This is a genomic window from Chryseobacterium amylolyticum, from assembly GCF_051011775.1.
GTDB lineage: Bacteria > Bacteroidota > Bacteroidia > Flavobacteriales > Weeksellaceae > Chryseobacterium.
The window spans coordinates 132,164-154,269 of record NZ_JBPCHX010000003.1 but is presented as its reverse complement, the minus strand read 5'-3'; the positions used below and the strand labels follow the sequence as shown (position 1 = coordinate 154,269).

Here is a 22,106-nt window from a genome sequence, read left to right as displayed (position 1 = left end):
GTTTTTATCAATGTTTAAAATTATGGTTTTTTTACGACTTTATTAGTTGTATTTTTGCCGCATCAAACTAAGAACTCCCGTTAAGAGTTTCGTAAAATTGAAATACAATGAAAATAGTAGTAGGCCTCTCCGGAGGTGTAGATTCTAGTGTTACAGCTTATTTGCTGCAGCAGCAGGGCCATGAAGTAGTGGCTTTATTCATGAGAAACTGGAACGATGCTTCCGTAACATTAGAAGATGAATGTCCCTGGATTGAGGACAGTAATGATGCCCTTATGGTGGCACAAAAGCTTGGAATTCCTTTCCAGGTAATAGACATGAGTGAACTTTACAAAGAACGTATCGTTGATTATATGTTTGCCGAGTACGAAAAAGGCAGAACTCCCAACCCCGATGTATTGTGTAACAGAGAAGTAAAATTCGATGTATTTATGAAGACCGCAATGTCTTTGGGTGCAGATAAGGTTGCAACAGGACATTATGCAAGGGTAACTTCCACTTTTGATGAAAACGGCAAAGAAATTTTCCATCTTCTGGCAGGGAAAGACAATAATAAAGATCAGTCCTATTTCCTTTGCCAGCTAAGTCAGGATCAGCTTTCAAAAGCATTATTCCCTATCGGCGAACTTACAAAGCCACAGGTAAGAGAGATCGCAAAAGAAATCGGGCTTGTAACGGCGGATAAAAAAGATTCACAGGGTTTATGCTTTATCGGAAAAGTAAGCCTTCCACAGTTTTTGCAACAGCAATTGAAACCTAACGAAGGGGAAATTGTAGAAATTTTCAAAGATTCTCCTCTTTTTTCAGAAGAAAAGCCTGAATTTTCCTCTAAAGAAGAAGAGCTGGAATATTTATCAAGAAAAATCAATTATAAAAAATCCGACGGAAAAGTGATCGGGAAGCATCAGGGAGCCCAGTTTTTCACGATCGGACAAAGCAAAGGGCTTGGAATAGGCGGACACAAAGAAAGCTGTTTTATCATCTCCAGAGACATGGAAAACAACATCCTTTTCGTAGGAGAAGGCAGTCATTTCCCGGGATTACACAAAAAAGCGCTGAAAATTGATAATTCAGAACTGCACTGGGTACGTGAGGATATGAGACTTCAGAATGGTGAATCTATGGAAGTAATGGCAAGATTCAGATACAGACAGCCTTTGCAGAAAGCAACCCTGTATCAGTTTGAAAATGCCTTTTATATTGAGTTTGATGAGCTCCAGTCTGCTATTGCTGAAGGTCAGTTTGCTTCCTGGTATATCGATGAGGAATTGATCGGCAGCGGCGTGATTTCGTAAGGGTTTCGGGATTCGGGATTTAATGGTGCGAGTTCCTGAATGAAGAGCTTTTAAGGATACCGGGACTGTTTTTTTAAGGAGAATATTTTTTTGAAATTTTACTGTAACGTTTTTTAAGTGATCATACTTACTCAGTAAATAACAATAAAAATACTACTATGAAAACATCTGCAAAAAACCAGTATGCTTATGCAAACAATATCCTGATTACCATTGTATCTGCAGTTTTTGGGTATAATCTTTATCAGGCCATTGTACATCCGGAAAAATCCAACATCGCGCTGGCCTTAATGCTGGTAATTCTGACTTCCGTTATGGTCCGGAAATATAGTCACAAACCGGCCAATGAAAAGAAAGATATTTAATGTCAGCCCTACCTAATAAAGCCCGGAACATTCGTTTCGGGTTTGTTTTTTTATAAAAGTATTTATTTAATCTTTTTATTAAAATAACCTGACATAAAAACCAATGTAACAATACATTCTGCTATTAAAACCATAACCAGAAAACCAACAGGTTTTTCCAATACAATTCCTCTGATCAGCTTTATAATTCCCAATAAAAAAATAAAGCCGGTAAAATAAAGTGTCACTTCTGAAATCTTTTCTTTAAAGGAACTGAGCATAAAGACCGAAGCGTAGAAACCAAGCATCAGTAAAATATAGAACTTCAGGAAACCGGGCCCTTTAAGTATAACAGGATTAAATGTCTGATATGTTGTCCAAAGCCATATAAGGCTGATCACAACAGGAACCGAAAGAATGATGATCTTTTTCATACTCATTAGTTTTTATCCGCCACAGCCTCCACAACCGCCGCAGCCTCCTCCACAACCGCTGCCGCAGCTTGATCCGCCGCAGCTTCCTCCATCACTATCTGCTTTCTTTTTTCCATTGGGGGCTGAAGCTTCATGATCTCCGATGACAGATACAACCACTCCCAGGATGAAAATAACTGCAAATACAACTCCTGTCACGAGTAAGCCTGTAAATCCATTCCCTTCAGTGCATGAGAACAGCATCAGCAAAATGAAACCCGGGGTAAAGGAAGCGATCTTTTTTATCCGGGTCTGCACTTTCGATTTCTTCCCCGGCGCTTTCCAGATTTCTTCCGGGGCTTCCTGCTGAAATACTTTCCGGTAGGCGGCCAGGGTATCTTCAAACCAGTTCTGATGTTTCTCTTTTTCTGTTATTCCTCCATTGGATGGGTGATGATGAAGAGGTTTTTTCAGAATATCCGGACAAAATTCTTCCCAATAGTTCCGGGTATAGATCAGGTGCATATGCCATACCTTATCTACAACTTTGCTGGGAGAAGCGCCGCTGGGAAGAATACAGCACAGATATACAAACTTTTTGTATTCTTCAATGGCCTTCTTAGCAAAATCAAGGCTCCAGTTTTGTTCTTTTGCCAGCTTCTTTGAAAAGGGAAAATCAACACCGGGAGCATCCAGAGAAAACTCCTGTATCCTTTTCCAAAGAGATTCGTCTTTTAATACCATTTTTGTTTCCATTGTCTTACTATTTGTTTTCTATTCAAATATCAATGGATTATACAATATAAAAGTCTTTCAAAAGTCTTTTTTGGTTTGATAAAAATCTTAAATTAGTCTTATAAAACCAACCCATGAAAAAGGAGGATATTCTGCATCTTGAAAAGCTTATGAATTTCTTAAGCCGGCAGTTTTTAAAGAAAAACCATTGGGAAGATGTTACCAAAACCGAATGGTCTTATATAAGTGCTGAACTGAATGATCTGATTGTCAGTAATCATGCTGAAAAGGAGATAAAAAAAGAACCTGATCTTCTGGGAACAAATTACCTGTATGAACATCTGATTATCAATAAGCTGAAAAAATTCAAACAGAATGAAAATGCTGTTCTGAGCAGGCCGAACCTTGCCAAACTTAGCCTTATCGTTAAAGCTCTGGGTTATTCGAATTATATAGATTTTATTAATTCCAATACGGAATCATTCAATTTTAATGACCTGAGAATTGAAATGAACAATGTTAATCTGAATACAGCACTTTTAGACCGTTTGGTAGGCTGCTGGTATTCATATAACCGAAATCTGCCTGATAATCCTTTGATGGCAGAAGAAGACCGTATATGGCGCTCTGCGATGGAAATTTATAAGTCGGAAACTACCGGAGAATATTTTATTGAGAGAAGCGGCGGCGATCACCATAAATATTTTGGAAAAGTAACCGCCTATTCGGATTATGTTTTCATCATTATGAACAGCAATACTTTTATCCGTCAGAGGCATTTTATTTCAAGGATAAAAGATAGTAAAGAAAAACTTAAGAATCCGGACTATAAACTCCACGAAATCCACTTTATAAGCACTTGTATAAGCTTCAATCAGGAGCCGATTGCCTTGTTTGAAATCTTCAGAAAAGCAGACAGGAAAAATTTTATTTCCGACTCTATCAGCTTTCCGATTGACAGTGATGAGATTCCGGAATCTATTGTAAAACAGCTTGAAGATACAGAATCCAACAGGATTGATTACAGATAATTAAGACCTGCTGATCTCATTAAAAATTCACCAAAGGGTTCGTTATGCTGCTTCTATTATATTTCTCTTATGCCTGGAATACATTTAATCATTCAAAACCAGCAGATTACTGCAATAATTCTTTAACTTGATAGTTCTAATTATGAACCCCTCAATGGCACCGTTATGGAATATTATGAATTGTATGAAGTATTGAAGAGTCATTTTGATTCAGGAAAAAGCACCATTGAAATAAAGGAGCTGAATGTAACCATTGAGTCAGTTCCTTTTGAATCTAAAGATTCTGACCTTCTGTACGGTTCGGAGCATCAGCATTGCAATAAACACCAGCAGACCCTGGAAATCAGCGAAAAGGGGTATCTTGTTTATAATCATCCAACAGTAGACATTAAAGATTTCGAAATTGAATGCAACAAAAAGTTTGAATATTACCTTCTGAAGAGCGCAGATATTGAAAAAGCAGACGGATGTATTTTTTTCTTTCATGGCCTGAATGAGAAGAAATGGGACAAATATCTTCCGTGGGCATATGAACTGGCCCAAAGAACGAAAAAAGCCATTGTTCTTTTCCCTATCGCTTTTCATATGAACCGTGCGGAACCTATCTGGAGTGACCGCCATCACATGATGGAAGTAGTACATTTCAGAAAGAAAAAGTATCCGGAAAACATGAATTATTCTTATGTAAATGCTGCCATAAGTTCCCGGCTGGAAGCTCATCCCCAAAGGATGTTCTGGTCCGGCCTTCAGACCTATTCTGATATCACCGAAGTGGTAAAAGATATCAAAAACGGCCACTTAAAAAGTATTTCCCAGGATGCAAAATTAGATTTATTCGGGTATTCCATAGGATCTTTCCTCTCCATGATCATCAAAATGGCTGATCCGGATCATTACTTTTCCGAATCGAAAGTTTTCTGCTTTTGCGGCGGAATGACCATCGACCGGATGTTTCCGATATCCAAATACATTATGGATACCCAGGCAACCGTTAAAATGCAGTCTGTTTTTACGGAGCTCCTGAGTTCGGATTTCAAATCAGATGCCCGGCTGAAGCACTATCAGACCGAAGCATTACACCCACAGGAAAGCTGGTTTAAAAAGATGCTCCGCTATAATTATTTTCAGCAAGAGAGGGAAGAAAGGATTCAGGAAATCCAAACCCACATCAAAGCTTATGTGCTGGAGAAAGATAGTGTTGCCCCTCCAATCGAAGCTTTAAATACACTGCAGGGAGGTTACAGGAATATCAACGTTGATATTGAAATCAAAGACTTTCCGTATGAATATTCCCATATGGTTCCTTTTCCTCTTGCCCATAAGCACAGGAAAGAAGTTACGGAAGCCTTCCATCAGTTTATAACATCTGCCGCCCGGTTTTATAACGGCTGATTATTCTTTTGATTTCAGGGATAAAAAAGAGAAAGGAAAAGTTTAAAAATCAATAATATAAGATCCATGGTGTTTGTTTTTAAAGGTTGTTTATCAACTGACTAACCAGTCTTTGAAATCTTTCACACGGTCTCTGCTTACCGTAATCTCGTCATCAGGCTGAAATTCCAGCTCTACTTTATAGTAAGGCGAAGTATGGATATTTTTAATATAATCTGAGCTTATAATAAACTGTCTGTTGACACGGAAAAACTTTTTTTCATCCAGAACGTCTTCCAGCTCATCAAGCGTAAAATCTGATGGATAACTACGGTCTTCCGTCTGAAGGTAAACGATTTTATTCTCACTGAAAAAACAGCTTATTTCATGAGTCTGTATAATTTTAAGGTTATATCCTATTTTAACCAAAACTCTGGAAAGTGTTGATTTTTCTTTTCTGATCAGCTGTTTGATATCCTGAGAAGCATTGGTATCATTTGCAGGAATGAATGATTTGAACTTCTCAACAGCGCCTTCAAGATCTTCATCAAGAATGGGCTTTAAAAGATAATCGATGCTGTTCAGTTTAAATGCTTTCAGCGTGTACTGGTCAAAAGCTGTCGTATAAATGATGAACCCTTTGGTAGGTACCTTTTCAAAGATATCAAAAGAAAGACCGTCACCTAAAACAATATCGGAGAAAATCAGCTGGGGATGCTCATTTTCAGAAAACCAGGCAACTCCTTCTTCTACTGATTCTATTTTAGCAACTATTTCAATTTCAGGGAAATTACCCAGCATTCTTTCCAATTTCCTTGAAGCCGGTTTTTCGTCTTCTATAATAACAGTTTTGATCATTGAGCTTTACTTTTGGTTTTCAGATTTCAGGAAATAAAGGTAGATAAAAGCGGACAGATTTTAATAGTCTATCGGCTTTTTCTCTTTTCTGAGTTCTTTTTCAATCATATCCCTTTCCCATTCGGAATCAAAAAGAAACAGCTTTATCGCTTTTACAAGAAGGATAAGCCCCCATATTCCAAGTATGGCATACCTGTCGAATAATTGGATTCTGATTATCTTTTCATCAAAAATATCGTCGGGAGCAATAAGCACAGCAACGATCGCAAATATGAAAATGCTTCTGTAGAATTTTTTGATGTTTTGGGTTCTTGTGCAGGCAGTTTGGTAATCCATGATTGTATAATTTTTTAGTTATTATGGGTTAAAATGTTTTTATTTTTGGTTTTTCTTCTTTATCCATCAGTTCTTTTATTTTTCTTTCCTCCCATTCTTTGCCGATTCCATATACATTAACGGCATGAAATGCAAGTCCGATCCCCCAACCCAGTGCAGGCCATAAAAACCATAAATATCCGGGAGCAGTAAGAATATTCAGTACAGCTAAAAAGGGAATTACAAGACAGTAAGAAGTAAGATTTCCATAAAACTCTTTCAGTTCTTTTACTCTTCTAGTAGCTTTTCTGTAAGCAATTGTTTCTTTATCAGGTAAAATTTCCATAATGTTTTTGTTTTAAAGGTTAATTTGTTTTTCTTGAGTCAAAGGTAGCTAAGAAAGAAGCCTCCAATCAATTTTATATTACCGAACGGTAGAAAATGATACCTGAATGGTAAGAACCTCAACTTAATAGATAAAAGGAATCAGCTTTTTAGTACTTTTTCTGTAAGCGATATATTCTTCTCCAAACTGCTCTACCAAAGCCTGTTCTTCAATTTTAATCCTATAGGCGAAAGCTAAAAAAGGAGGCACAAAAGCAAAGAGTAATGAAAGCCAGTTATTGAGATACAAGCCAAGTCCAAGTGATGTTAACAGGGAAAAAGCATAGGAAGGATGTCTCAGGTATTTATAAAATCCTTCTTTTTTGATTTTATGGTCCTGTCTGATGGTAACATCTACCGTAAAATATTTTCCCAGGGACCTGATCATAATGTATCTGAAAATAATCCCGGCCAGAATGAAAAACTCTCCCAGATAAAGAATCCAGTTAGTCTTAATTATCGGTAAGCGGGTATTATAGGATATAATTACAGAGCTCATAATGGAAAAAGGAATGGCCAGCCATAAAATATTCAGGGTAGATCTGTCCTTATCTTTTTTGTCTTCTTTACCGGATTTAAGCCTGTTTTTATACAATATCTCCGTAAGAAACCAGGCAGCCATTGAAATATAAAATAGAATGGATAAAGTATTCATTTCCGTTAGGTTTTTATGGTTAATTTTTAAATGAATCACTAAAAACGAAGCCTGCATTTACACAGTTTGCTGTTTTTTAATGATTTTTTTTCTTATCAATTATTTCACGGATCTTATCTTCCTCCCACTTTTTTACGGCTCCGATTTTTGGTAAAAAAACGGAAAGCGCATGAGCCAGAAGTCCGATTCCCCAAAAGATGGCAGTGAAGAAGTTTTTAAACTGAAAATAGCTTTCTCCCGGTTCCAGATGTGAAATATTATAAAAGACAATAATGATGTTTACTGCCACATAAACAAATAAATGCCCATAAAAGCCGGTCAGTTGTTCCACCTGCTTTTTAGCCTGCTGATAGTGGATATCATTTTCATCAAATTTTTCCATTGCTTCTGTTTTTTTGTTGATTCATAATTTCTCTGATCTTCTTTTCCTGCCAGGACTCCCCGATTCCGAAAATTTTGAAAGCCCTGAAAGCCAAAACCATTCCCCAGGCTAATGCCGGATACCAAAACCAATACTCTCCCTTACTTGTTAAAAGATTGACAAAGAATAAAAAAGGAATAATAATACAGTACGTAATCAGGCTGGAATAAAACTTTTTCATTTCTCTTACCCTCTTTTGGGCTCTTTTATAAGCAGCAGCCTCCTCTTCAGGTTCTTCAATGGTAATCTGAGGCTTAGCTAAAAGCATCGGAAGCTTTACTTTAAAATGATCTTCAGATTTTTCTATAAAGACATTTCTTTCTGTAAGAAGAGAATAACGCTGTACAATATTGGCAAGACCAATCCCGGAGCTTTCTTTGATCTGTTCTCGTACCTGCAGATTGTTTTCAATGCAGAGGGTATTTCCGTCTGAAAAAATTCTGATAGTAAGTGGTTTTGACGATGTCGCAAAATTATGTTTGATACAGTTTTCAAGCAGCAGCTGCAGGGAAAGCGGAACCACATATTTCTGATAGTCTCCCCCGGGAACATCAAAACTGAAATCCACACTGTCTTCAAACCTTGTTTTTAAAAGTTCACAATAGGTTTTTGCAAATTCTATTTCATCTTCTACCGTCACCAGCTCCTTATCTTTCTGTTCAAGTACATAGCGGTAAATCTTTGACATTGAAGCGGTAAACTTCTGAGCCTGTCGGGGATTTTCATCAATCAGGGAGCTTAAGACATTCAACGAATTAAAAAGGAAATGAGGATCCAGCTGGTTCTTTAAACTCTCAAACTGTGCATTCGCAGATTTGGCAATAAGCTTCTGCTCCACCACTTCTTTTCTGGAAGTCTTCTTCAGCTCCTCCATAAAACTTTTTGCGTGCAGAAAAGCGGAGATCAGCAGAGCAATATTGATCATAAACCAATTGGTAACTCCATATTTTGATGAGAAGAACTCTTCTGCACTGGCTGTTTTCTGAATGACAACATAGTTCATATAATTACAGAAATAGACCAGAACAAAGTTTCCGATGATAATGGAAACAATACTTAAGACAGCCCTCGTACGGGTAGCTTCTGACCAGGGAAATTTTTTATTGAGAAATTCATTGATGAATCCGTTTCCAAACCCCAGAACAAAAGAATACATCGTCGAAAGGAGCAAAGTGATCAAAAAGGTCTGCATTGTCTTTTCATCATTAAAAAACAAGAAAAAAAACAATGTGGTTCCTAACGAAGTCCAAAGTAATGTTATAAGGTATTTACGCTTCATGATCTGTTTTCTTGACTCAAAATTAGTTTTTATTAAAGGTATCAAAAATTAATTCTTACCGAAGGGCTGATTTTCTTTTCTGAATGGTATAAAAAAACCTTCACGAATGAAGGTTGATTTTTACGTAAAATATAGAAAACTATTTTGCTTTTTCTGCAGGCAGGCTCAGGAAATAATCTGCTTCAGCTTTTCCCCAGTTAGGATCTAAAACAGTTTTGGGTTTGTAGGCTTTAAATTTTGTCTGAGCATCTTTAAACATCTCCAATCCCTTCGTTTTACTGCCTCCGTACTGTTCAGGAGTAAAATACGTATCTTCTGCCTTGATCAGGGCAATTCTCGGATTTGAAGGATCTAATTTCTCTGCAACATTAAGCTCTTCTGCTGCTCTTGCACCGTCTGTCATGTAACGCTGGGCAGGATTTACCATCATTCTCAGAGAATAAGACATTTTTCTCAACAGATGAATTTCCGCATTATCAGTTCCGGCAAGATTCTGAGCCATTGAAAGGTGTTTCTCAGCCTGATCAGCGATAACATCCAGCTCCTGCATTTTCCCCTCTCTCATCAGGACTCTTCCTTTCTGAATTAAAGAAAAAGCTGCATAGTAAGCCGGAAGCCATTTCGAGCTTTCTTTGCTCCCTATTCTCTGGAAGTCGTTGGACAGTGCCTGGAAGTCTTCCGGTGTTTTACAGGTTTCTATCCTGGCGATTTTATCAGACATTACTTTGTCGTAATCTGCCTGTGCAAAAGCAGTTAAACTCATAAAAGCTAAAGCAAAGCTTAAAAGGTATTTTTTCATGATTCAAATTTTAAAAGTTAGTGATGTTTGTGGGTTCTAAGTTATGTTTTTTATAAATTATTATTGATAGCATCATCTGTTTTGTCTACTCCGAAACTTATAAATGCTCCTATGAATACAAAAGTATTGACCGGCGGCACAATTGCGGAGCTTCTGGAGCCATCTGCCGAGAAATTATAGCCATATACATTTTTTGATCCTAAAATATTACTGATACTCAGCACAAATACGGGAAAAGATTTCGCATCCTTTTTACCGATATTCGGAAGATAATTGATACTGAAATTCAATGCGTTGTAATCTTTCAATCTCCCTTCATTACGTGTATAATTAATCACTTCTCCATTATAAGTCTTAGATGCAATATCATAATAAGGACGTCCTTTCGCATAGGTATAAGACAGGTTTACCCCCAGTTTCCATTCCGGAATAAATCTTTTTGCCACTGCTGAAAGCGTATGTTCTGCTGCAAAACCTGGCTGCAGGCTCACAGGATAATTCAGGAAATCTCTTTTTGAATCCAGATACGAGTAACTGATCCAGTAATCAATATTTTCAAATGTTTTTTTATTATCTCTCCAGAAAAACTCCAGTCCTTTGGCATATCCGTATCCATTATTGTTCAGTGCAGTCTGGATCTGCTGATTCTGCTCTTTATCCTGGGTAATATTGAACGTTTTAATCAACTGGTCATATTTTTTGTAAAATGCCTCAAAACGTAAAGTTCTGCCTTCTGATGCTCTCTGAACCTGGAAGATATAATGCTGAGATTTCTGGAAACCAAGATTTGCAGGTCCGTTGATGTATTTACTTTCCGGATTCTGATAAAAAAGTCCGTAAGCTAACGAAGTGGTCCAGTCTTTTGCCAGACGATAGGCAACCGCAAAACGTGGTGCAATATTGTTCTTCCCTAAGAATGATGAATGTTCCGTTCTTACTCCTATTTTCGCTAACAATGCATTACTGAAGCCGAGATCTGTTTCAACAAAAGCTGATGAGATCAAATCCTTGTAATGCTTTTGTACGGCTTCAAAATTCAGGTTTTCATCGGTATTATTAAGTTCAAAACCTCCCCTTACTGCACTTATCCTATTGATTTTTCTTTCAAGAACAGCTTTAAAATTCAGATAATTTCCGTCTGTCAGAAGCTGGCTTCTGTTAGATTCGATATCACTGGTTTGTATAGAAAAATGAAGATCCGATCTGTTATAAGAGTAAGAGCCACCCACATTCAGCAGATATTTTCCGAATTTCTGCTTAAAAGAGAGATTATGAAAAGTATTTTTACCATTAAGCTTTACCAGGCTGAAATCGGATCCGGGTTCAAGACTTTCCGACTTTACACCCATTCTATTGGAGTTGAACATTCCGTAGTATTTAAAAAATCCTCCTGATTTTGTTTTAAATCTGAAATTCAGGTCTCCGTTAAACCCTTGTGGCGCTTCAACAAAATCTGTATTAAAATTAAAAACTTTCTGCATCAGACTTAAAAGGGAATATCCTGCTGTAGCCCCGTACGAATAATTTTTATTACCTGATAACTTCTGAAAGCCGGCATTCAGGAAAATAGGTGAAATCCCAACATTATAAGAAGTTTCATCCGGAAGATCCACACTTTCCAGCATCAATGCTCCTGAAAGAGCCTGCCCATACAGTGCAGAATAGCCACCACTTGAAAATATATTTCCTTTAAAAAGAGAGGTATTGAACTGATCTCTTCCTGCAATTCCCGGAACTGAATTGGAAAAATAATTGTTGATAAGACTTCCATCCATAAAAATTTTAGACTCCGTTCCTGTACCCCCTCTGATGAAAAGACCTTCTGTTCCGCCTACTTTTTGTACCCCGGGAAGATACGTCAGTGCTGAAGAAATCTGCCCATCGGCTCCTGCTGTGGTATAAATATCAATGGGAGTAAGCAGCGCTGTTGCTCTTTTTTTATCGCTGGCTTCAATAGATCCTGCAGAAACGACAACTGCATCAATTTCGCTGATCTGTTCTTTAAGGTCGACATTCAAAGAAACATCCTGATTTTCAATAGAAACCGGTCTTTCTACATTTTCATATTTCGGATGGGTAAAAGTAATGATATGAGCTCCTTTTTCTGAGGTTTCAAATGTAAAATTACCTTGTGTATCAGTGGTTGTCCCGTCGTAAGTATCTTTAAGTGTTACATTTACCTCGGCCACTCCTTTGTTTTTGAAGGATACTTTCCCCGATATTTTCACCTGAGAATATCCCATAATGGAGGCAATCAGGAAAAAAAGAACCGGTATGTTTTGTCCTTGTGTTTTCATTTTTATTGTTTTCTGCGTCAAAAATAGCACAGTAAATACCTTCCTGTAAAAAAATTGTTACCGAAAGGCATTCTTTTGCTACCGAATGGTAATTAATGAACCGGGATACAAAAATCCACAACCATTTTTCCTTCCGGATGTTCTTTAAAATTAGAGTGATAAATTTCATAGGGAAAGGTTCTCCTCATCGTGTAATGGTGCTCATTCATCCATAAAAACAAAGAGACCCAGCATTGCTCAAAGTCATTCAGGGTAACTTCACCACTTCCTACAATGTATTTTCCGGCATCTAAAGTTTCCGCAAAAACTTCTCCTTGCTGTTTCTGCAGTTTTTCATCCAGAAGCATGCAGGCGTGAATCCTGACTTTATCAAGAGGTGTTATTTTGCAGCTGTCATGATAAACGGAAATCATTTTCATATTCTCTTTGGGAAAAAGATTCTTCTTTACCGCCCAGTCTACCAATACATTGAAAGAAGGCTCTACATTGGCTATTCCAAGGCTCATTACGGATGCCAGGTGCATTTCCGGCATTTCTTTTACTTCAATTTTTAAATTCACTTTCGTCCAGTTTAACAGGTTTTCGATGTTGCAAATGTATTGGCTGAAAACCGTATCAACTTGTCCGTTCTTGCTCTGCTTCTGTACAATCCTGTGAAACTTTTCCGGTGCCGACCTCCTGAATTCCGTAGGCGCTAATCCGTAATATTTTTTGAATGTTTTGCAGAAAGCAGAATGGCTGGAGAATCCAAGATCCCAGTAGATATCCCTTATTTCCATACTTTTATGCAAGGCAAGACAGAGAGCACTCTTTTCTGTTTTCTTCCTGATAATATAGTTCTGAAGAGTTTCTCCTGTAACCAGCTTAAATATTCTGTGGAAATGAAACGGGGAATAGGCACTTACCTCTGAAACTTTCTCCAGAGACAAATCTGCATCAAGATGGTTATCAATATATTGAAGTGTTTTTACAATCCGTTTTTTATATTCTTCCAATTCAAAAGTATATGTGCACAAAGATATTTTTTCAGGCTGAGATTTGTTTGTCTATTATTGCTATTCTCAGAAATTTATGCATTCATCAGTTATAAAACAGCTTCTTCCCAATGTTTAAAAAGAGGAACAGCTTTTTTAATTTCCCGATCTGAAGAGGCGATATATCCGTGGTAGCCTTCATGAATAAAAATCTCTCTGGTAAAGAACTTTTCCCCTTCAATAATACATTCGTTATTTGCTATTTCGAAAGATTCCAGGGGAATCATCATTCCGTCTCCATGCGCTTTGATTACAGCTTCCTTTCTTGTCCAATAGGTGAAAAATCCTTTTATTTTATCATCAGCATTTTGAATTTCAAGAAGTTCTCTGTCTGTCATCTGAAATATAAAATCCTGATAGCTGATCTTCGGATCATTGAATTCCACATCTATTCCCAAAGGATATTCCGCAATGGCACAGACAACAAGATCCTTGGAATGCGATATATTGAAATGAAGATGATGATCCTTCAGGTAGGGTTTTCTGTTAGGGAGAAGACCTGTCTCTATATCAGAGATATTATAATAAGCTCTCAATCCGTATTGTAAAAGAACTTTTCCGAGTAAAGAAAGCTGTGCATCCTGCCATCTTCTGTATCTCAGGATAGCCTGTTGAGTTTCCGGAGAAAAACCGGACATGTATCTATCCAAAAAAAACAGATGTTTTTCTTCGCTGATAAAGGTGTACAGAATGACCATGTTTATATATAATAATTCCACATTAAAAATAAGCTTTTTCCGGGTTGTTTTAATGCCAATAACAATCTGATCATAAGTGGATGAGCCGTGATTAAAACAAGATGGAATAAAGCTGTAATACGCAGTATCTTTTGAAAAAAAGACAGGAATCATAAAGCGCATTGGAAAATCTTTTTTAAATTTAGGGTAAAATCACTATAAATCATTTAAAAAATGAAAGTACAAACATTAGCATTACTGGCAGGGTGTGCATTTTTAGCAGCATCATGCGGAACTACAAAAACGTACTCTGTAAATGCCAAAAGCGGAACACAGACAGGAGGAACAGCGAAGTTTACCCAAAACGGAAGTGAGGTAACAATGAAGCTGGACATCACGAACCTTACTCCTGGAATCCATGCAGTACACATTCATGAAAAAGGAGACTGCTCCGCGGCAGATGGGACATCTGCGGGCGGTCACTGGAATCCTTCCAAGAATGATCATGGTAAATGGGGAGCCGAACATTTCCATATGGGAGATATAGGAAACCTGGTTGCCAACCAGAACGGAACAGCAACATTAACTTTCAAAACAGACAAATGGTGTCTGGGCTGTACAGATGAGTCTAAAAACATTATCGGAAAAGGCCTTATTGTACATGCAGCAGCAGATGACTTCCATACTCAGCCTACAGGAAATGCAGGAGGAAGAGTAGGATGTGTAGAAATTAAATAATTTACTTTTATTCAATAAAAAACCGCTAACCTTTTTGGTTAGCGGTTTTTTTATGATTAGGACTTAGCGCCCATATCTGAGACAATATTCATTGCTTCCTGCAGGTAAAGATCTTTTTTCAGATTCTTAATCCACATTTCAGATTTTTTCTTGAAAGCTTCATCTTTTTTCTCTCTTTCAATCTCACTTGGGTACATGATAAACTGAAGTCCGTTCTCAAATTTTGTCAAAGCCTTGAACTTTTCGATCTGAGATTTTCTGTTCTTCATCAGTTCGTTGAACTTCGTTATATTCAGCGTAATGTTTTCTTCTTTATCCAGCTTTTCTCTCCACTGGGCAGATTCCAACAACAACTGATAATTGCTGTTTTTAGCCATTCTGTCAGCACTTGCTTTTTCCAGGGCCTGAATATTGAAATAGTTCAGTTTCTGGAATTTTGTAGGGGAAATTTTATCCCATGCCAATGCATAATCATCATATCGCTCTCCTACCTCAGCATAGGTAAAGAAGTCTTTCATCTGGATATCGGATACAATTCCTTTTCTCTGGGTAGATTCTCCTGTAATTCTGTAGAATTTCTGGATGGTCAGTTTTAAGGATCCGAAGTCATCTTCTGTATTCAGGAATCTGTTCAGATCAACAAAAGTCTGAACGGTTCCTTTTCCGAAAGACTGAGGAGACCCGATGATCATTGCTCTTCCATAATCCTGCATTACTCCCGCAAGGATTTCCGAAGCGGATGCAGAAAGTTCATTTTGCATGATTACCAGCGGACCAGTCCAGATAGGCGTTTCATTTTTATTTTTAAGCGTCTGTATTTTTCCGTTTCCGTCTTTTACCTGAACATAAGGTCCTGCTTCCATGAAAAGCCCCATAATATCGCCTACTTCAGTTAAAGAACCTCCACCGTTATTTCTAAGGTCAAGAATGATTCCTTCAATATTCTGGGCTTTAAGCTTAACAATCTCATTCTTAATGTCATCAGAAGCATTTCTTCCTTTTGCATTTTCAAAATCCGCATTAAAGCTTGGAAGGTTGATGAAACCATATTTCTTACCGTTTGGAGCATTTACAACGATGCTTCTTGCAAAAGTATCCTCAATAGCGACCTCTTCACGGATCATGGTTACATCTTTAATGGTACCGTCTTTTTTCTGAACCGTTAATGTTACCGGAGTTCCTTTTTCCCCTCTGATCAGCCTTACTGCCTCATCAGAAAGCATTCCTACAACATTTACCGCATCTTCTTTAGGTTTGGATCTTACTTTCAGGATTTTATCGCCTTCTGAAAGCTGTTTAGACTTCCATGCCGGTGCGCCAATGGTAAGAGCTCCCAGATAAAGATTTCCTTTTTTCTCCTGGATCAGCGCCCCGATACCAATTACTTTTCCGGTAAACTGGGTATCAAAATCTTCTTTATCTTTTGGAGAATAGTAGTTCGTATGCGGATCAAATACTTCTGTATATGCATTCATATACACGGTAAACCAATCCATTTTCTTTCTCTTTTTGAATCTGGTAAAGGTATCTTTTACAAGATCTTTTACTTCATCTGTAGCTTTTTTGATCTTTTCATCCTGAGTAAGCACCTTCAGTTTGATGGTATCTTTCAGTTTGAATTTCTGAACAGAATCTTTCTTTTCTTTCTGAGCTTCTTCCTTACTGTTCATCGATTCAACTTCCTGAAGGATATTGTATTTGATGAACTTTTTCCACTCATTATACTGTTCCTGTTTGTTGGCAGGTACTTTTTTTAGTTTTGGCTCAAGGGTAAGGGTTTCATCTTCCTGAAGATTGATCGGTTTACTGAAGATATCCTGTGTGATTTTATCGATTTCATCCACTCTCTGGTATAATCTGTCAATGGTAAGTTTATAAAATGTCAGATCACCCTGTCCTATATAATCATCAAGCTTTGTTTCATGCTTGCTGAATTCGTCCATATCAGATTGCAGGAAATATCTTTTTGCCGGGTCTACCAATTCGAAATAATGCTTATAAACGTCCTTCGAATAGGCATCATTGATAGTTTTCGGGCTGTAATGCAGATAAGAAAGTGTGTTTTTTACGCTCACCATTATTGTCTGCATCTTTTCATCGTCATTCTTTGGCGAGTTGAAACAAAACATTAGACTGGTTAATGGAATCAGGAGTAAAAATTTATTCAGTTTGAAATTTTTCCACATAAACTGTCTTTATTTATTAATTTTTTTAAAATAAGTATAATAATTAGTAGCAGTAAGTTTGGTACTGTTACAAATGATCAAATTTAATACCTTATTTACAAATATCGACAGTTTTGGTCATTTTTATTTAAAGAGATTTGCAAATAATCAAAACAGTGTTATCCGTTTCCTGCTGTCAGGCAGTTTCAATCCAAAACCATATTATTTTATTTCTTTTTACGAGGTTTTTTTCCAATTTTTTTTCATTAAAAATCGCAAAACAGGTACCACAAAAATCTGTTTTCAACCATTAAGGCATAAAATATGATGGTATTGATGTATACAAATTCAAAATATTAAGTTATGAAAAGTTTACTATGGTTAGTCGCAGTTATCTGCATCGTCGTTTGGCTTTTAGGAATGTTAGGAATAGTTCCGGGTATGAGTACCGGCTATTTAATTCATGTCTTACTGGTTATTGCCATTGTTGTTATTCTTTATAACATTATTTCCGGCAGAAAACCACTTGATTAATTCTTTTTCAAATCACGTAACAAAAACATCAGTCTTTACAGGTGCTTTTCCTCAGAATTTCAACAGATTCCTGCTGGAAATGCATCTGTAAATTTTAAGATAAACTGATGAATAATGACACCGGTCACAAAAAATTCTTCCTTTTCAAAGTATTTATTTCGGTTTACTTTTCTGAACATTGTATTTTCTGATAATCCGGTTTCCAATCTTATTTTATGGTTAAAACAGATGAAACTCAATTTTGATTTCAAAGAAATCAATACTGCATCTGCTGTTTTATCGCGTCTTATTTTTACCTACATTTGATGTGTTGAAAATCTATCTGTTCCATTCTGAAAATGAACAGACTCACAATATTATTTGAATAAAAAAATTAAAGATAATTTATGGAAAGACCACTTATTCTGGTGACTAATGATGATGGAATTACAGCTCCCGGTATCAGAAATCTTGTAAATTTTATGAATGAAATCGGAGAAGTAGTTGTTGTAGCACCCAATTCTCCTCAAAGTGGAAAAGGCCACGCTATTACCATTAATTCTACCTTAAGCTACGAAGAAGTTACCCTGGAGGGCCCTCAAACTGATTTTTCATGCAGCGGAACTCCTGTAGACTGTGTCAAAATGGCTCTTGATAAAATTCTGAAAAGAAGGCCTGATATTGTCGTTTCAGGAATTAATCACGGTGCGAACTCTTCTATCAATGTGATCTATTCAGGAACCATGTCTGCTGCAGTAGAAGCTGGTGTGGAAGGTATTCCTGCTATCGGATTTTCATTACTTGATTTCAGCTGGGAAGCAGATTTTACCCAGGCTAAAGAATTTATTCAGAATATCGTAAGAAAAACGCTGGAAAACCCAATGCCCAAAGGAATTGTACTGAATGTCAATATTCCTAAACTTCCGGCCGGAGAAATAAAAGGTGTAAAAGTATGTAAACAAGCGCATGCAAAATGGGAAGAAAGCTTTGATGAGAGAATCAATCCTCATGGTAAAAAATATTACTGGCTGACCGGATATTTCAACAATATGGATGATTCTGAGGATGCTGATGAAACAGCATTGGCTAACGGATATATTTCCATTGTTCCGGTAAAATTTGACCTGACCGCATACGAATATATGAAAACGCTGGAAGAGGTGATGACTTTTGAAAATGTAAAAGAGGTAAAATAATCAAAGAGAAATAAAAGCGTGAAATCAGATTTCACGCTTTTATTTTTTATGTTGTTAAAATAATACTTTATCTTCTTTTCTGAGCTCTTCCAGGTAAGCCTTTTTCTCATCCCTGTAAAAAAGGTTCATTGTTTCAAAAGGGATTAACTTCAGATCTTTATTGACAATATGTACGCATGACTTTTTCACTGCCCTTACATCAAAATCATGAGCATCCATAAAGTTCATGATAATTATTCTGAAAAGGTTATCATAGTCAAGATCCGGAGCACAGACTTCAGGCAGGCAGCACAATAACTGATTGACCTTAGGCTGGACTTTATCTACGGAAATCCCCGTACTGAAAATATCCAGCAGCTGCATATGCAATCCCTTATCCTGTTCGTAAACAATCGTGTTTCTTGATTCATTATTCAGAAGATCAGCAGGATTGATATATCGGGTCAGAGGAATTGTTTCACCCTGAAGTTTTAAGATATATCCCATAGCCAGAGCATCCGGGTTACAGGGAACAGGAATAATATCATCAGGATTTAATAACGGAAACTGATTGATAATTTCCTGTCTTACTTCAGTTAAGGTAATTTTTTCATGAGCAGAATCTTCCCGGTTTCTTCCGGCAATTTCAACAGGCTGGAAGGTAATACCTCTTACACATTTCTGTTTCAGGGCAAATTCTATAATTTTTCCTATTTCATCAATATTTTTACCTTTTTGAAGGACAATCACCAATGTGGTAGAAAGGTTAAGCTCATTGAGTTTTTCCAGCGCCTTCATTCTGACTGCCGTAAGATCCTTCCCTCTGAAATCTTCCAGTACTTCAGGTTTAAATGAGTCAAACTGAAGGTATATCTCGAACTCAGGAGCATACGTAGCCAATTGTTCAGCAAACCCCGGATCATTGGCTATTCTGATTCCGTTGGTATTCAGCATCAGATGTTTGATTGGTTTTGACTTGGCAATATCCATAATTTTGAAAAACTCCGGATGAATAGTGGGCTCTCCTCCACTGATCTGCACTACATCCGGCTCTCCTTCATTTTTTACGATAACATCAAACATAGCCTCAATTTCTTCCAGGCTTCTGTGACTTCCATAGTGAGGTGAGGACATCGCATAACAGGTGGGACAGGTCAGATTACACCTGTCTGTAACTTCCACAATTGAAAGACAGCTATGCTGTTCATGATCTACACATAGCCCGCAATCATAAGGACAGCCATATTCCACATCAGTTCCGAAATGAAGGGGCATTTCAGAGGCTTTATTATAGTTTCTTATATTTTTATAATAATGTGCATCAGAAGCTATTTTTGTTTTAAAAAAACCATGATCCGGACATCGTTTGGTCATAAAAACAGTTTCATCCTCAATAATGATTTTAGCTCCTACCCTTTTAAGACATTCCGGGCAAAGACTGATGGTATAATCGTAATAGGTATAATTTCTTACTGGCATAGCAAATTTTTTAAAGTCCTCCGCAAATATAGCCGCTGATCAGTCCACAGATCAGAAGGGATATAAGCATGGTCTGGATAAATTGTTTTTTGGTAAATTTCCGGTCTCCTTTCCATTCGTAGATGGTTTTTGTCACAACAGTGACAATAAGGGAAAGAACCAGTGCAACCAAAATAATCGCACCAACAATCATTACCACCAACCCTGCCAGATTGAGATTGCCTTCTAAAATAGTTAATGTTTTCATCTTGACTCTTTTAAATATAAAGATCCGGTATTTTTAATTTTATAAATGTAGTAAATAATTACGCAGATACAGACCATTTGAATCGTACCCATATTTCCAATGATTTCTACCTTTGGTTTTATAAAATCTAAAAAGAATCTGAATGTAAAATAGCTGAGCATAAACAGCTGAAATATAAAGCCGGAAGGGTATTTCTTACGATTCTGAATATACTTTAATCCTATCCAAAGAAGAATTAAAAAGGCTATTTCATACAAAGCAACAGGATGCCTGAGATATTGATCCCCCAAATGCATTCCAAAAACAGAATCAGTAGGAATACCATATGTTTCTTCACCAATACCGGTAAGAAAGCACCCTATTCTGCCTATAATCATAGCAAATACCAGGGGAAAAACAATAAGATCTCCCGTACTTTCTTTATGGTGTACAATCTTTTTTGCCAGCTCTACTCCCAGTAAGCCAAAGGCCAGACCTCCTGCAATGGTATTGTTTGACCAGAATTTTCTGATAGAAAAATTTTCAAATAATGCATAAGGATTTTCAAGATTTCCGATCAGCTTGGAGCCTATCAAAGCTCCGGCAGTAGCGCCTATTAAAACCGCTGCAGAAGTATTGAAAGAAAGTTTTTCCCCGGACTTACGTTTCAGATAAAAATAATATCTCATACCCAAAAACATTCCGGCAGCCTCAAAAAGCGGATGCGCAAGGATTGTTTTGCCGAAAATATGAAAGGTTACAGGAAAATCCATTATTTCAAAAATACACTATTTCATATTATTCACTACCTTTATTCTGACAAATAATTACAAAATGCGTATAGAATATGACATAAAACTGGGGTTCAAGGATGTAATGTTCCGCCCTAAGCGTTCTACTTTAAAATCCCGTTCGGAAGTTGATCTCCAAAGAGAATTTACCTTTAAGCATACCAAGAAAAAATGGACAGGAGTTCCGGTAATTGCTGCTAATATGGATACAGTAGGGACTTTTGAAATGGCAGTAGAACTGGCCAAAGAAAAAATTATTACTGCTGTTCACAAACATTATACTCCTGATGAATGGAGCCGGTTTCTCAACAGCCAGCCTGAGAGTATTCACCAGTATATTGCCTTAAGTACAGGAACAGGAAAGGCAGATGAAGAAAAAATAAGGCTGATCCTCGAAAATCATCCAAAAATCGAGTTTCTCTGTATAGATGTAGCCAATGGGTATTCTGAGCATTTTGTTGAATTTGTGAAGAAAGCAAGGGCTAATTTTCCGGAGAAAATTATTATCGCAGGAAATGTGGTTACCGGAGAAATGGTGGAAGAGCTTCTTCTGGTAGGAGCAGATATCATAAAAGTAGGTATTGGCCCGGGATCCGTATGTACTACCAGAGTAAAAACCGGGGTTGGATATCCTCAGCTTTCTGCAATTATTGAATGTGCTGATGCTGCCCACGGCTTAGGAGGACATATCATTGCTGACGGAGGATGCAAAGTTCCCGGTGATGTTGCAAAAGCCTTCGGCGGCGGTGCAGATTTCGTAATGCTGGGAGGAATGTTTGCCGGGCACGATGAAAGCGGCGGAGAAATGATTGAAGAAAACGGTAAAAAATACCGTCTTTTCTATGGGATGAGCTCTAAAACGGCAATGGATAAGCATTCCGGAGGCGTGGCAGAATACCGTGCTTCTGAAGGAAAGACAGTGAAAGTAGCTTATAAAGGTCCGGTTTCTGAAACAGTAAAGGATATTTTAGGAGGTGTCCGGTCTACATGTACCTATGTAGGAGCTTCGAAACTGAAAGAACTTTCCAAGCGAACTACTTTTATAAGGGTTCAGGAACAGGAAAACCAGGTTTTTAAAGATTAATAAACAAAGGCTTTAGAATTATTATCT

At 37.3% G+C, this 22,106-nt stretch carries 24 protein-coding genes; 8 read left to right on the top strand and 16 right to left on the bottom strand.

Annotated features, from left to right (window positions below; genetic code table 11):
• Positions 1-107: 107 nt before the first annotated feature.
• Together mnmA and ACR1PO_RS09410 are read left to right on the top strand one after the other, a co-directional pair.
• Entirely contained in the window at positions 108-1,295 is a 1,188-nt protein-coding gene (gene mnmA, locus ACR1PO_RS09415; RefSeq protein WP_332388738.1) for a tRNA 2-thiouridine(34) synthase MnmA, read from the top strand.
• Positions 1,296-1,453: 158 nt separating this feature from the next.
• Positions 1,454-1,660: a hypothetical protein gene (locus ACR1PO_RS09410; protein WP_332388739.1), complete on the top strand. Its 207-nt coding sequence runs from the start codon at positions 1,454-1,456 to the stop codon at positions 1,658-1,660.
• Between the two features lie 62 nt (positions 1,661-1,722).
• Here the strand turns inward: ACR1PO_RS09410 and ACR1PO_RS09405 are convergent, their stop codons facing one another.
• Complete coding sequence (locus ACR1PO_RS09405) at positions 1,723-2,073, bottom strand: hypothetical protein (protein ID WP_433986601.1); 351 nt, start codon at positions 2,071-2,073, stop codon at positions 1,723-1,725.
• A 12-nt stretch (positions 2,074-2,085) separates the two neighbouring features.
• Entirely contained in the window at positions 2,086-2,808 is a 723-nt protein-coding gene (locus tag ACR1PO_RS09400) for a glycine-rich domain-containing protein (protein ID WP_433986600.1), read from the bottom strand.
• Positions 2,809-2,921: 113 nt separating this feature from the next.
• On the opposite strand from ACR1PO_RS09400, the gene ACR1PO_RS09395 reads away from it, so the two are divergent.
• Complete coding sequence (locus ACR1PO_RS09395; RefSeq protein WP_433986599.1) at positions 2,922-3,818, top strand: hypothetical protein; 897 nt, start codon at positions 2,922-2,924, stop codon at positions 3,816-3,818.
• A gap of 165 nt (positions 3,819-3,983) precedes the next feature.
• On the top strand, positions 3,984-5,210 hold the full coding sequence (locus tag ACR1PO_RS09390; protein ID WP_433986598.1) for a DUF6051 family protein: 1,227 nt from the start codon (positions 3,984-3,986) through the stop codon (positions 5,208-5,210).
• Between the two features lie 93 nt (positions 5,211-5,303).
• On the opposite strand, the gene ACR1PO_RS09385 is transcribed toward ACR1PO_RS09390, so the two are convergent.
• The 10 genes from ACR1PO_RS09385 to ACR1PO_RS09340 form a co-directional block, all read right to left on the bottom strand.
• Positions 5,304-6,047 (bottom strand): LytR/AlgR family response regulator transcription factor, encoded by a 744-nt coding sequence (locus ACR1PO_RS09385; protein WP_433986597.1) that lies wholly within the window; start codon positions 6,045-6,047, stop codon positions 5,304-5,306.
• Positions 6,048-6,107: 60 nt separating this feature from the next.
• Positions 6,108-6,383 carry a 2TM domain-containing protein gene (locus ACR1PO_RS09380; protein ID WP_332388743.1) on the bottom strand — a complete coding sequence of 92 codons (276 nt, stop codon included), beginning with the start codon at positions 6,381-6,383 and terminating at the stop codon, positions 6,108-6,110.
• A 28-nt stretch (positions 6,384-6,411) separates the two neighbouring features.
• Positions 6,412-6,708, bottom strand: a complete 297-nt coding sequence (locus ACR1PO_RS09375) for a 2TM domain-containing protein (RefSeq protein ID WP_002982083.1) — start codon at positions 6,706-6,708, stop codon at positions 6,412-6,414.
• A 123-nt stretch (positions 6,709-6,831) separates the two neighbouring features.
• Positions 6,832-7,401, bottom strand: coding sequence for a methyltransferase family protein (locus ACR1PO_RS09370; protein WP_433986596.1), 570 nt, complete (start codon positions 7,399-7,401; stop codon positions 6,832-6,834).
• Between the two features lie 76 nt (positions 7,402-7,477).
• Entirely contained in the window at positions 7,478-7,783 is a 306-nt protein-coding gene (locus tag ACR1PO_RS09365; protein WP_332388746.1) for a 2TM domain-containing protein, read from the bottom strand.
• Positions 7,770-9,101, bottom strand: coding sequence for a histidine kinase (locus ACR1PO_RS09360; protein WP_332388748.1), 1,332 nt, complete (start codon positions 9,099-9,101; stop codon positions 7,770-7,772). The genes ACR1PO_RS09365 and ACR1PO_RS09360 overlap by 14 nt, the downstream gene beginning before the upstream one ends.
• Before the next feature lie 139 nt (positions 9,102-9,240).
• Positions 9,241-9,900 carry a hypothetical protein gene (locus ACR1PO_RS09355; protein WP_433986595.1) on the bottom strand — a complete coding sequence of 220 codons (660 nt, stop codon included), beginning with the start codon at positions 9,898-9,900 and terminating at the stop codon, positions 9,241-9,243.
• Positions 9,901-9,950: 50 nt separating this feature from the next.
• Positions 9,951-12,197: a TonB-dependent receptor gene (locus ACR1PO_RS09350; RefSeq protein ID WP_433986594.1), complete on the bottom strand. Its 2,247-nt coding sequence runs from the start codon at positions 12,195-12,197 to the stop codon at positions 9,951-9,953.
• Between the two features lie 92 nt (positions 12,198-12,289).
• Positions 12,290-13,213 (bottom strand): AraC family transcriptional regulator, encoded by a 924-nt coding sequence (locus ACR1PO_RS09345; protein ID WP_433986593.1) that lies wholly within the window; start codon positions 13,211-13,213, stop codon positions 12,290-12,292.
• A 68-nt stretch (positions 13,214-13,281) separates the two neighbouring features.
• Positions 13,282-13,929 carry a 4'-phosphopantetheinyl transferase family protein gene (locus tag ACR1PO_RS09340; RefSeq protein ID WP_433986592.1) on the bottom strand — a complete coding sequence of 216 codons (648 nt, stop codon included), beginning with the start codon at positions 13,927-13,929 and terminating at the stop codon, positions 13,282-13,284.
• 213 nt (positions 13,930-14,142) lie between these two features.
• Here ACR1PO_RS09340 and ACR1PO_RS09335 point away from each other — a divergent pair, with 213 nt between their 5' ends.
• A complete protein-coding gene (locus ACR1PO_RS09335; RefSeq protein ID WP_433986591.1) occupies positions 14,143-14,646 on the top strand; it encodes a superoxide dismutase family protein in 504 nt (167 codons plus the stop codon).
• Between the two features lie 56 nt (positions 14,647-14,702).
• Here ACR1PO_RS09335 and ACR1PO_RS09330 read toward each other — a convergent pair whose 3' ends face one another.
• Positions 14,703-16,832, bottom strand: coding sequence for a carboxy terminal-processing peptidase (locus ACR1PO_RS09330; protein ID WP_002982067.1), 2,130 nt, complete (start codon positions 16,830-16,832; stop codon positions 14,703-14,705).
• A gap of 342 nt (positions 16,833-17,174) precedes the next feature.
• Here ACR1PO_RS09330 and ACR1PO_RS09325 point away from each other — a divergent pair, with 342 nt between their 5' ends.
• Together ACR1PO_RS09325 and surE are read left to right on the top strand one after the other, a co-directional pair.
• Complete coding sequence (locus ACR1PO_RS09325) at positions 17,175-17,345, top strand: lmo0937 family membrane protein (RefSeq protein WP_041461998.1); 171 nt, start codon at positions 17,175-17,177, stop codon at positions 17,343-17,345.
• 386 nt (positions 17,346-17,731) lie between these two features.
• Entirely contained in the window at positions 17,732-18,520 is a 789-nt protein-coding gene (surE, locus tag ACR1PO_RS09320) for a 5'/3'-nucleotidase SurE (RefSeq protein WP_332388755.1), read from the top strand.
• A 54-nt stretch (positions 18,521-18,574) separates the two neighbouring features.
• On the opposite strand, the gene ACR1PO_RS09315 is transcribed toward surE, so the two are convergent.
• From ACR1PO_RS09315 to ACR1PO_RS09305, 3 genes are read right to left on the bottom strand one after another with little or no spacing between them, the layout of a single operon-like run.
• Positions 18,575-19,978, bottom strand: a complete 1,404-nt coding sequence (locus tag ACR1PO_RS09315; RefSeq protein WP_433986590.1) for a radical SAM protein — start codon at positions 19,976-19,978, stop codon at positions 18,575-18,577.
• Between the two features lie 10 nt (positions 19,979-19,988).
• The gene (locus tag ACR1PO_RS09310; protein WP_332388757.1) at positions 19,989-20,225 is read right to left on the bottom strand and encodes a hypothetical protein; all 237 of its coding nucleotides are present in this window, start codon (positions 20,223-20,225) and stop codon (positions 19,989-19,991) included.
• Positions 20,222-20,977 carry a prolipoprotein diacylglyceryl transferase gene (locus ACR1PO_RS09305; RefSeq protein ID WP_332388758.1) on the bottom strand — a complete coding sequence of 252 codons (756 nt, stop codon included), beginning with the start codon at positions 20,975-20,977 and terminating at the stop codon, positions 20,222-20,224. Before ACR1PO_RS09305 ends, ACR1PO_RS09310 begins: the two co-directional genes overlap by 4 nt.
• A 61-nt stretch (positions 20,978-21,038) precedes the next feature.
• On the opposite strand from ACR1PO_RS09305, the gene ACR1PO_RS09300 reads away from it, so the two are divergent.
• The gene (locus ACR1PO_RS09300) at positions 21,039-22,079 is read left to right on the top strand and encodes a GMP reductase (protein WP_433986589.1); all 1,041 of its coding nucleotides are present in this window, start codon (positions 21,039-21,041) and stop codon (positions 22,077-22,079) included.
• Positions 22,080-22,106: the final 27 nt, after the last annotated feature.

Coding starts and splice junctions, on each gene's coding strand:
- ACR1PO_RS09335 (WP_433986591.1), top strand. CDS start 14,143: ATGAAAGTACAAACATTAGCATTACTGGCAGGGTGTGCATTTTTAGCA.
- ACR1PO_RS09400 (WP_433986600.1), bottom strand. CDS start 2,808: ATGGAAACAAAAATGGTATTAAAAGACGAATCTCTTTGGAAAAGGATA.
- ACR1PO_RS09410 (WP_332388739.1), top strand. CDS start 1,454: ATGAAAACATCTGCAAAAAACCAGTATGCTTATGCAAACAATATCCTG.
- ACR1PO_RS09305 (WP_332388758.1), bottom strand. CDS start 20,977: ATGGATTTTCCTGTAACCTTTCATATTTTCGGCAAAACAATCCTTGCG.
- ACR1PO_RS09360 (WP_332388748.1), bottom strand. CDS start 9,101: ATGAAGCGTAAATACCTTATAACATTACTTTGGACTTCGTTAGGAACC.
- ACR1PO_RS09330 (WP_002982067.1), bottom strand. CDS start 16,832: ATGTGGAAAAATTTCAAACTGAATAAATTTTTACTCCTGATTCCATTA.
- ACR1PO_RS09340 (WP_433986592.1), bottom strand. CDS start 13,929: ATGGTCATTCTGTACACCTTTATCAGCGAAGAAAAACATCTGTTTTTT.
- surE (WP_332388755.1), top strand. CDS start 17,732: ATGGAAAGACCACTTATTCTGGTGACTAATGATGATGGAATTACAGCT.
- ACR1PO_RS09395 (WP_433986599.1), top strand. CDS start 2,922: ATGAAAAAGGAGGATATTCTGCATCTTGAAAAGCTTATGAATTTCTTA.
- ACR1PO_RS09310 (WP_332388757.1), bottom strand. CDS start 20,225: ATGAAAACATTAACTATTTTAGAAGGCAATCTCAATCTGGCAGGGTTG.
- ACR1PO_RS09370 (WP_433986596.1), bottom strand. CDS start 7,401: ATGAATACTTTATCCATTCTATTTTATATTTCAATGGCTGCCTGGTTT.
- ACR1PO_RS09315 (WP_433986590.1), bottom strand. CDS start 19,978: ATGCCAGTAAGAAATTATACCTATTACGATTATACCATCAGTCTTTGC.
- ACR1PO_RS09350 (WP_433986594.1), bottom strand. CDS start 12,197: ATGAAAACACAAGGACAAAACATACCGGTTCTTTTTTTCCTGATTGCC.
- ACR1PO_RS09355 (WP_433986595.1), bottom strand. CDS start 9,900: ATGAAAAAATACCTTTTAAGCTTTGCTTTAGCTTTTATGAGTTTAACT.
- ACR1PO_RS09380 (WP_332388743.1), bottom strand. CDS start 6,383: ATGGATTACCAAACTGCCTGCACAAGAACCCAAAACATCAAAAAATTC.
- ACR1PO_RS09365 (WP_332388746.1), bottom strand. CDS start 7,783: ATGGAAAAATTTGATGAAAATGATATCCACTATCAGCAGGCTAAAAAG.
- ACR1PO_RS09405 (WP_433986601.1), bottom strand. CDS start 2,073: ATGAAAAAGATCATCATTCTTTCGGTTCCTGTTGTGATCAGCCTTATA.
- ACR1PO_RS09300 (WP_433986589.1), top strand. CDS start 21,039: ATGCGTATAGAATATGACATAAAACTGGGGTTCAAGGATGTAATGTTC.
- mnmA (WP_332388738.1), top strand. CDS start 108: ATGAAAATAGTAGTAGGCCTCTCCGGAGGTGTAGATTCTAGTGTTACA.
- ACR1PO_RS09375 (WP_002982083.1), bottom strand. CDS start 6,708: ATGGAAATTTTACCTGATAAAGAAACAATTGCTTACAGAAAAGCTACT.
- ACR1PO_RS09390 (WP_433986598.1), top strand. CDS start 3,984: ATGGAATATTATGAATTGTATGAAGTATTGAAGAGTCATTTTGATTCA.
- ACR1PO_RS09325 (WP_041461998.1), top strand. CDS start 17,175: ATGAAAAGTTTACTATGGTTAGTCGCAGTTATCTGCATCGTCGTTTGG.
- ACR1PO_RS09385 (WP_433986597.1), bottom strand. CDS start 6,047: ATGATCAAAACTGTTATTATAGAAGACGAAAAACCGGCTTCAAGGAAA.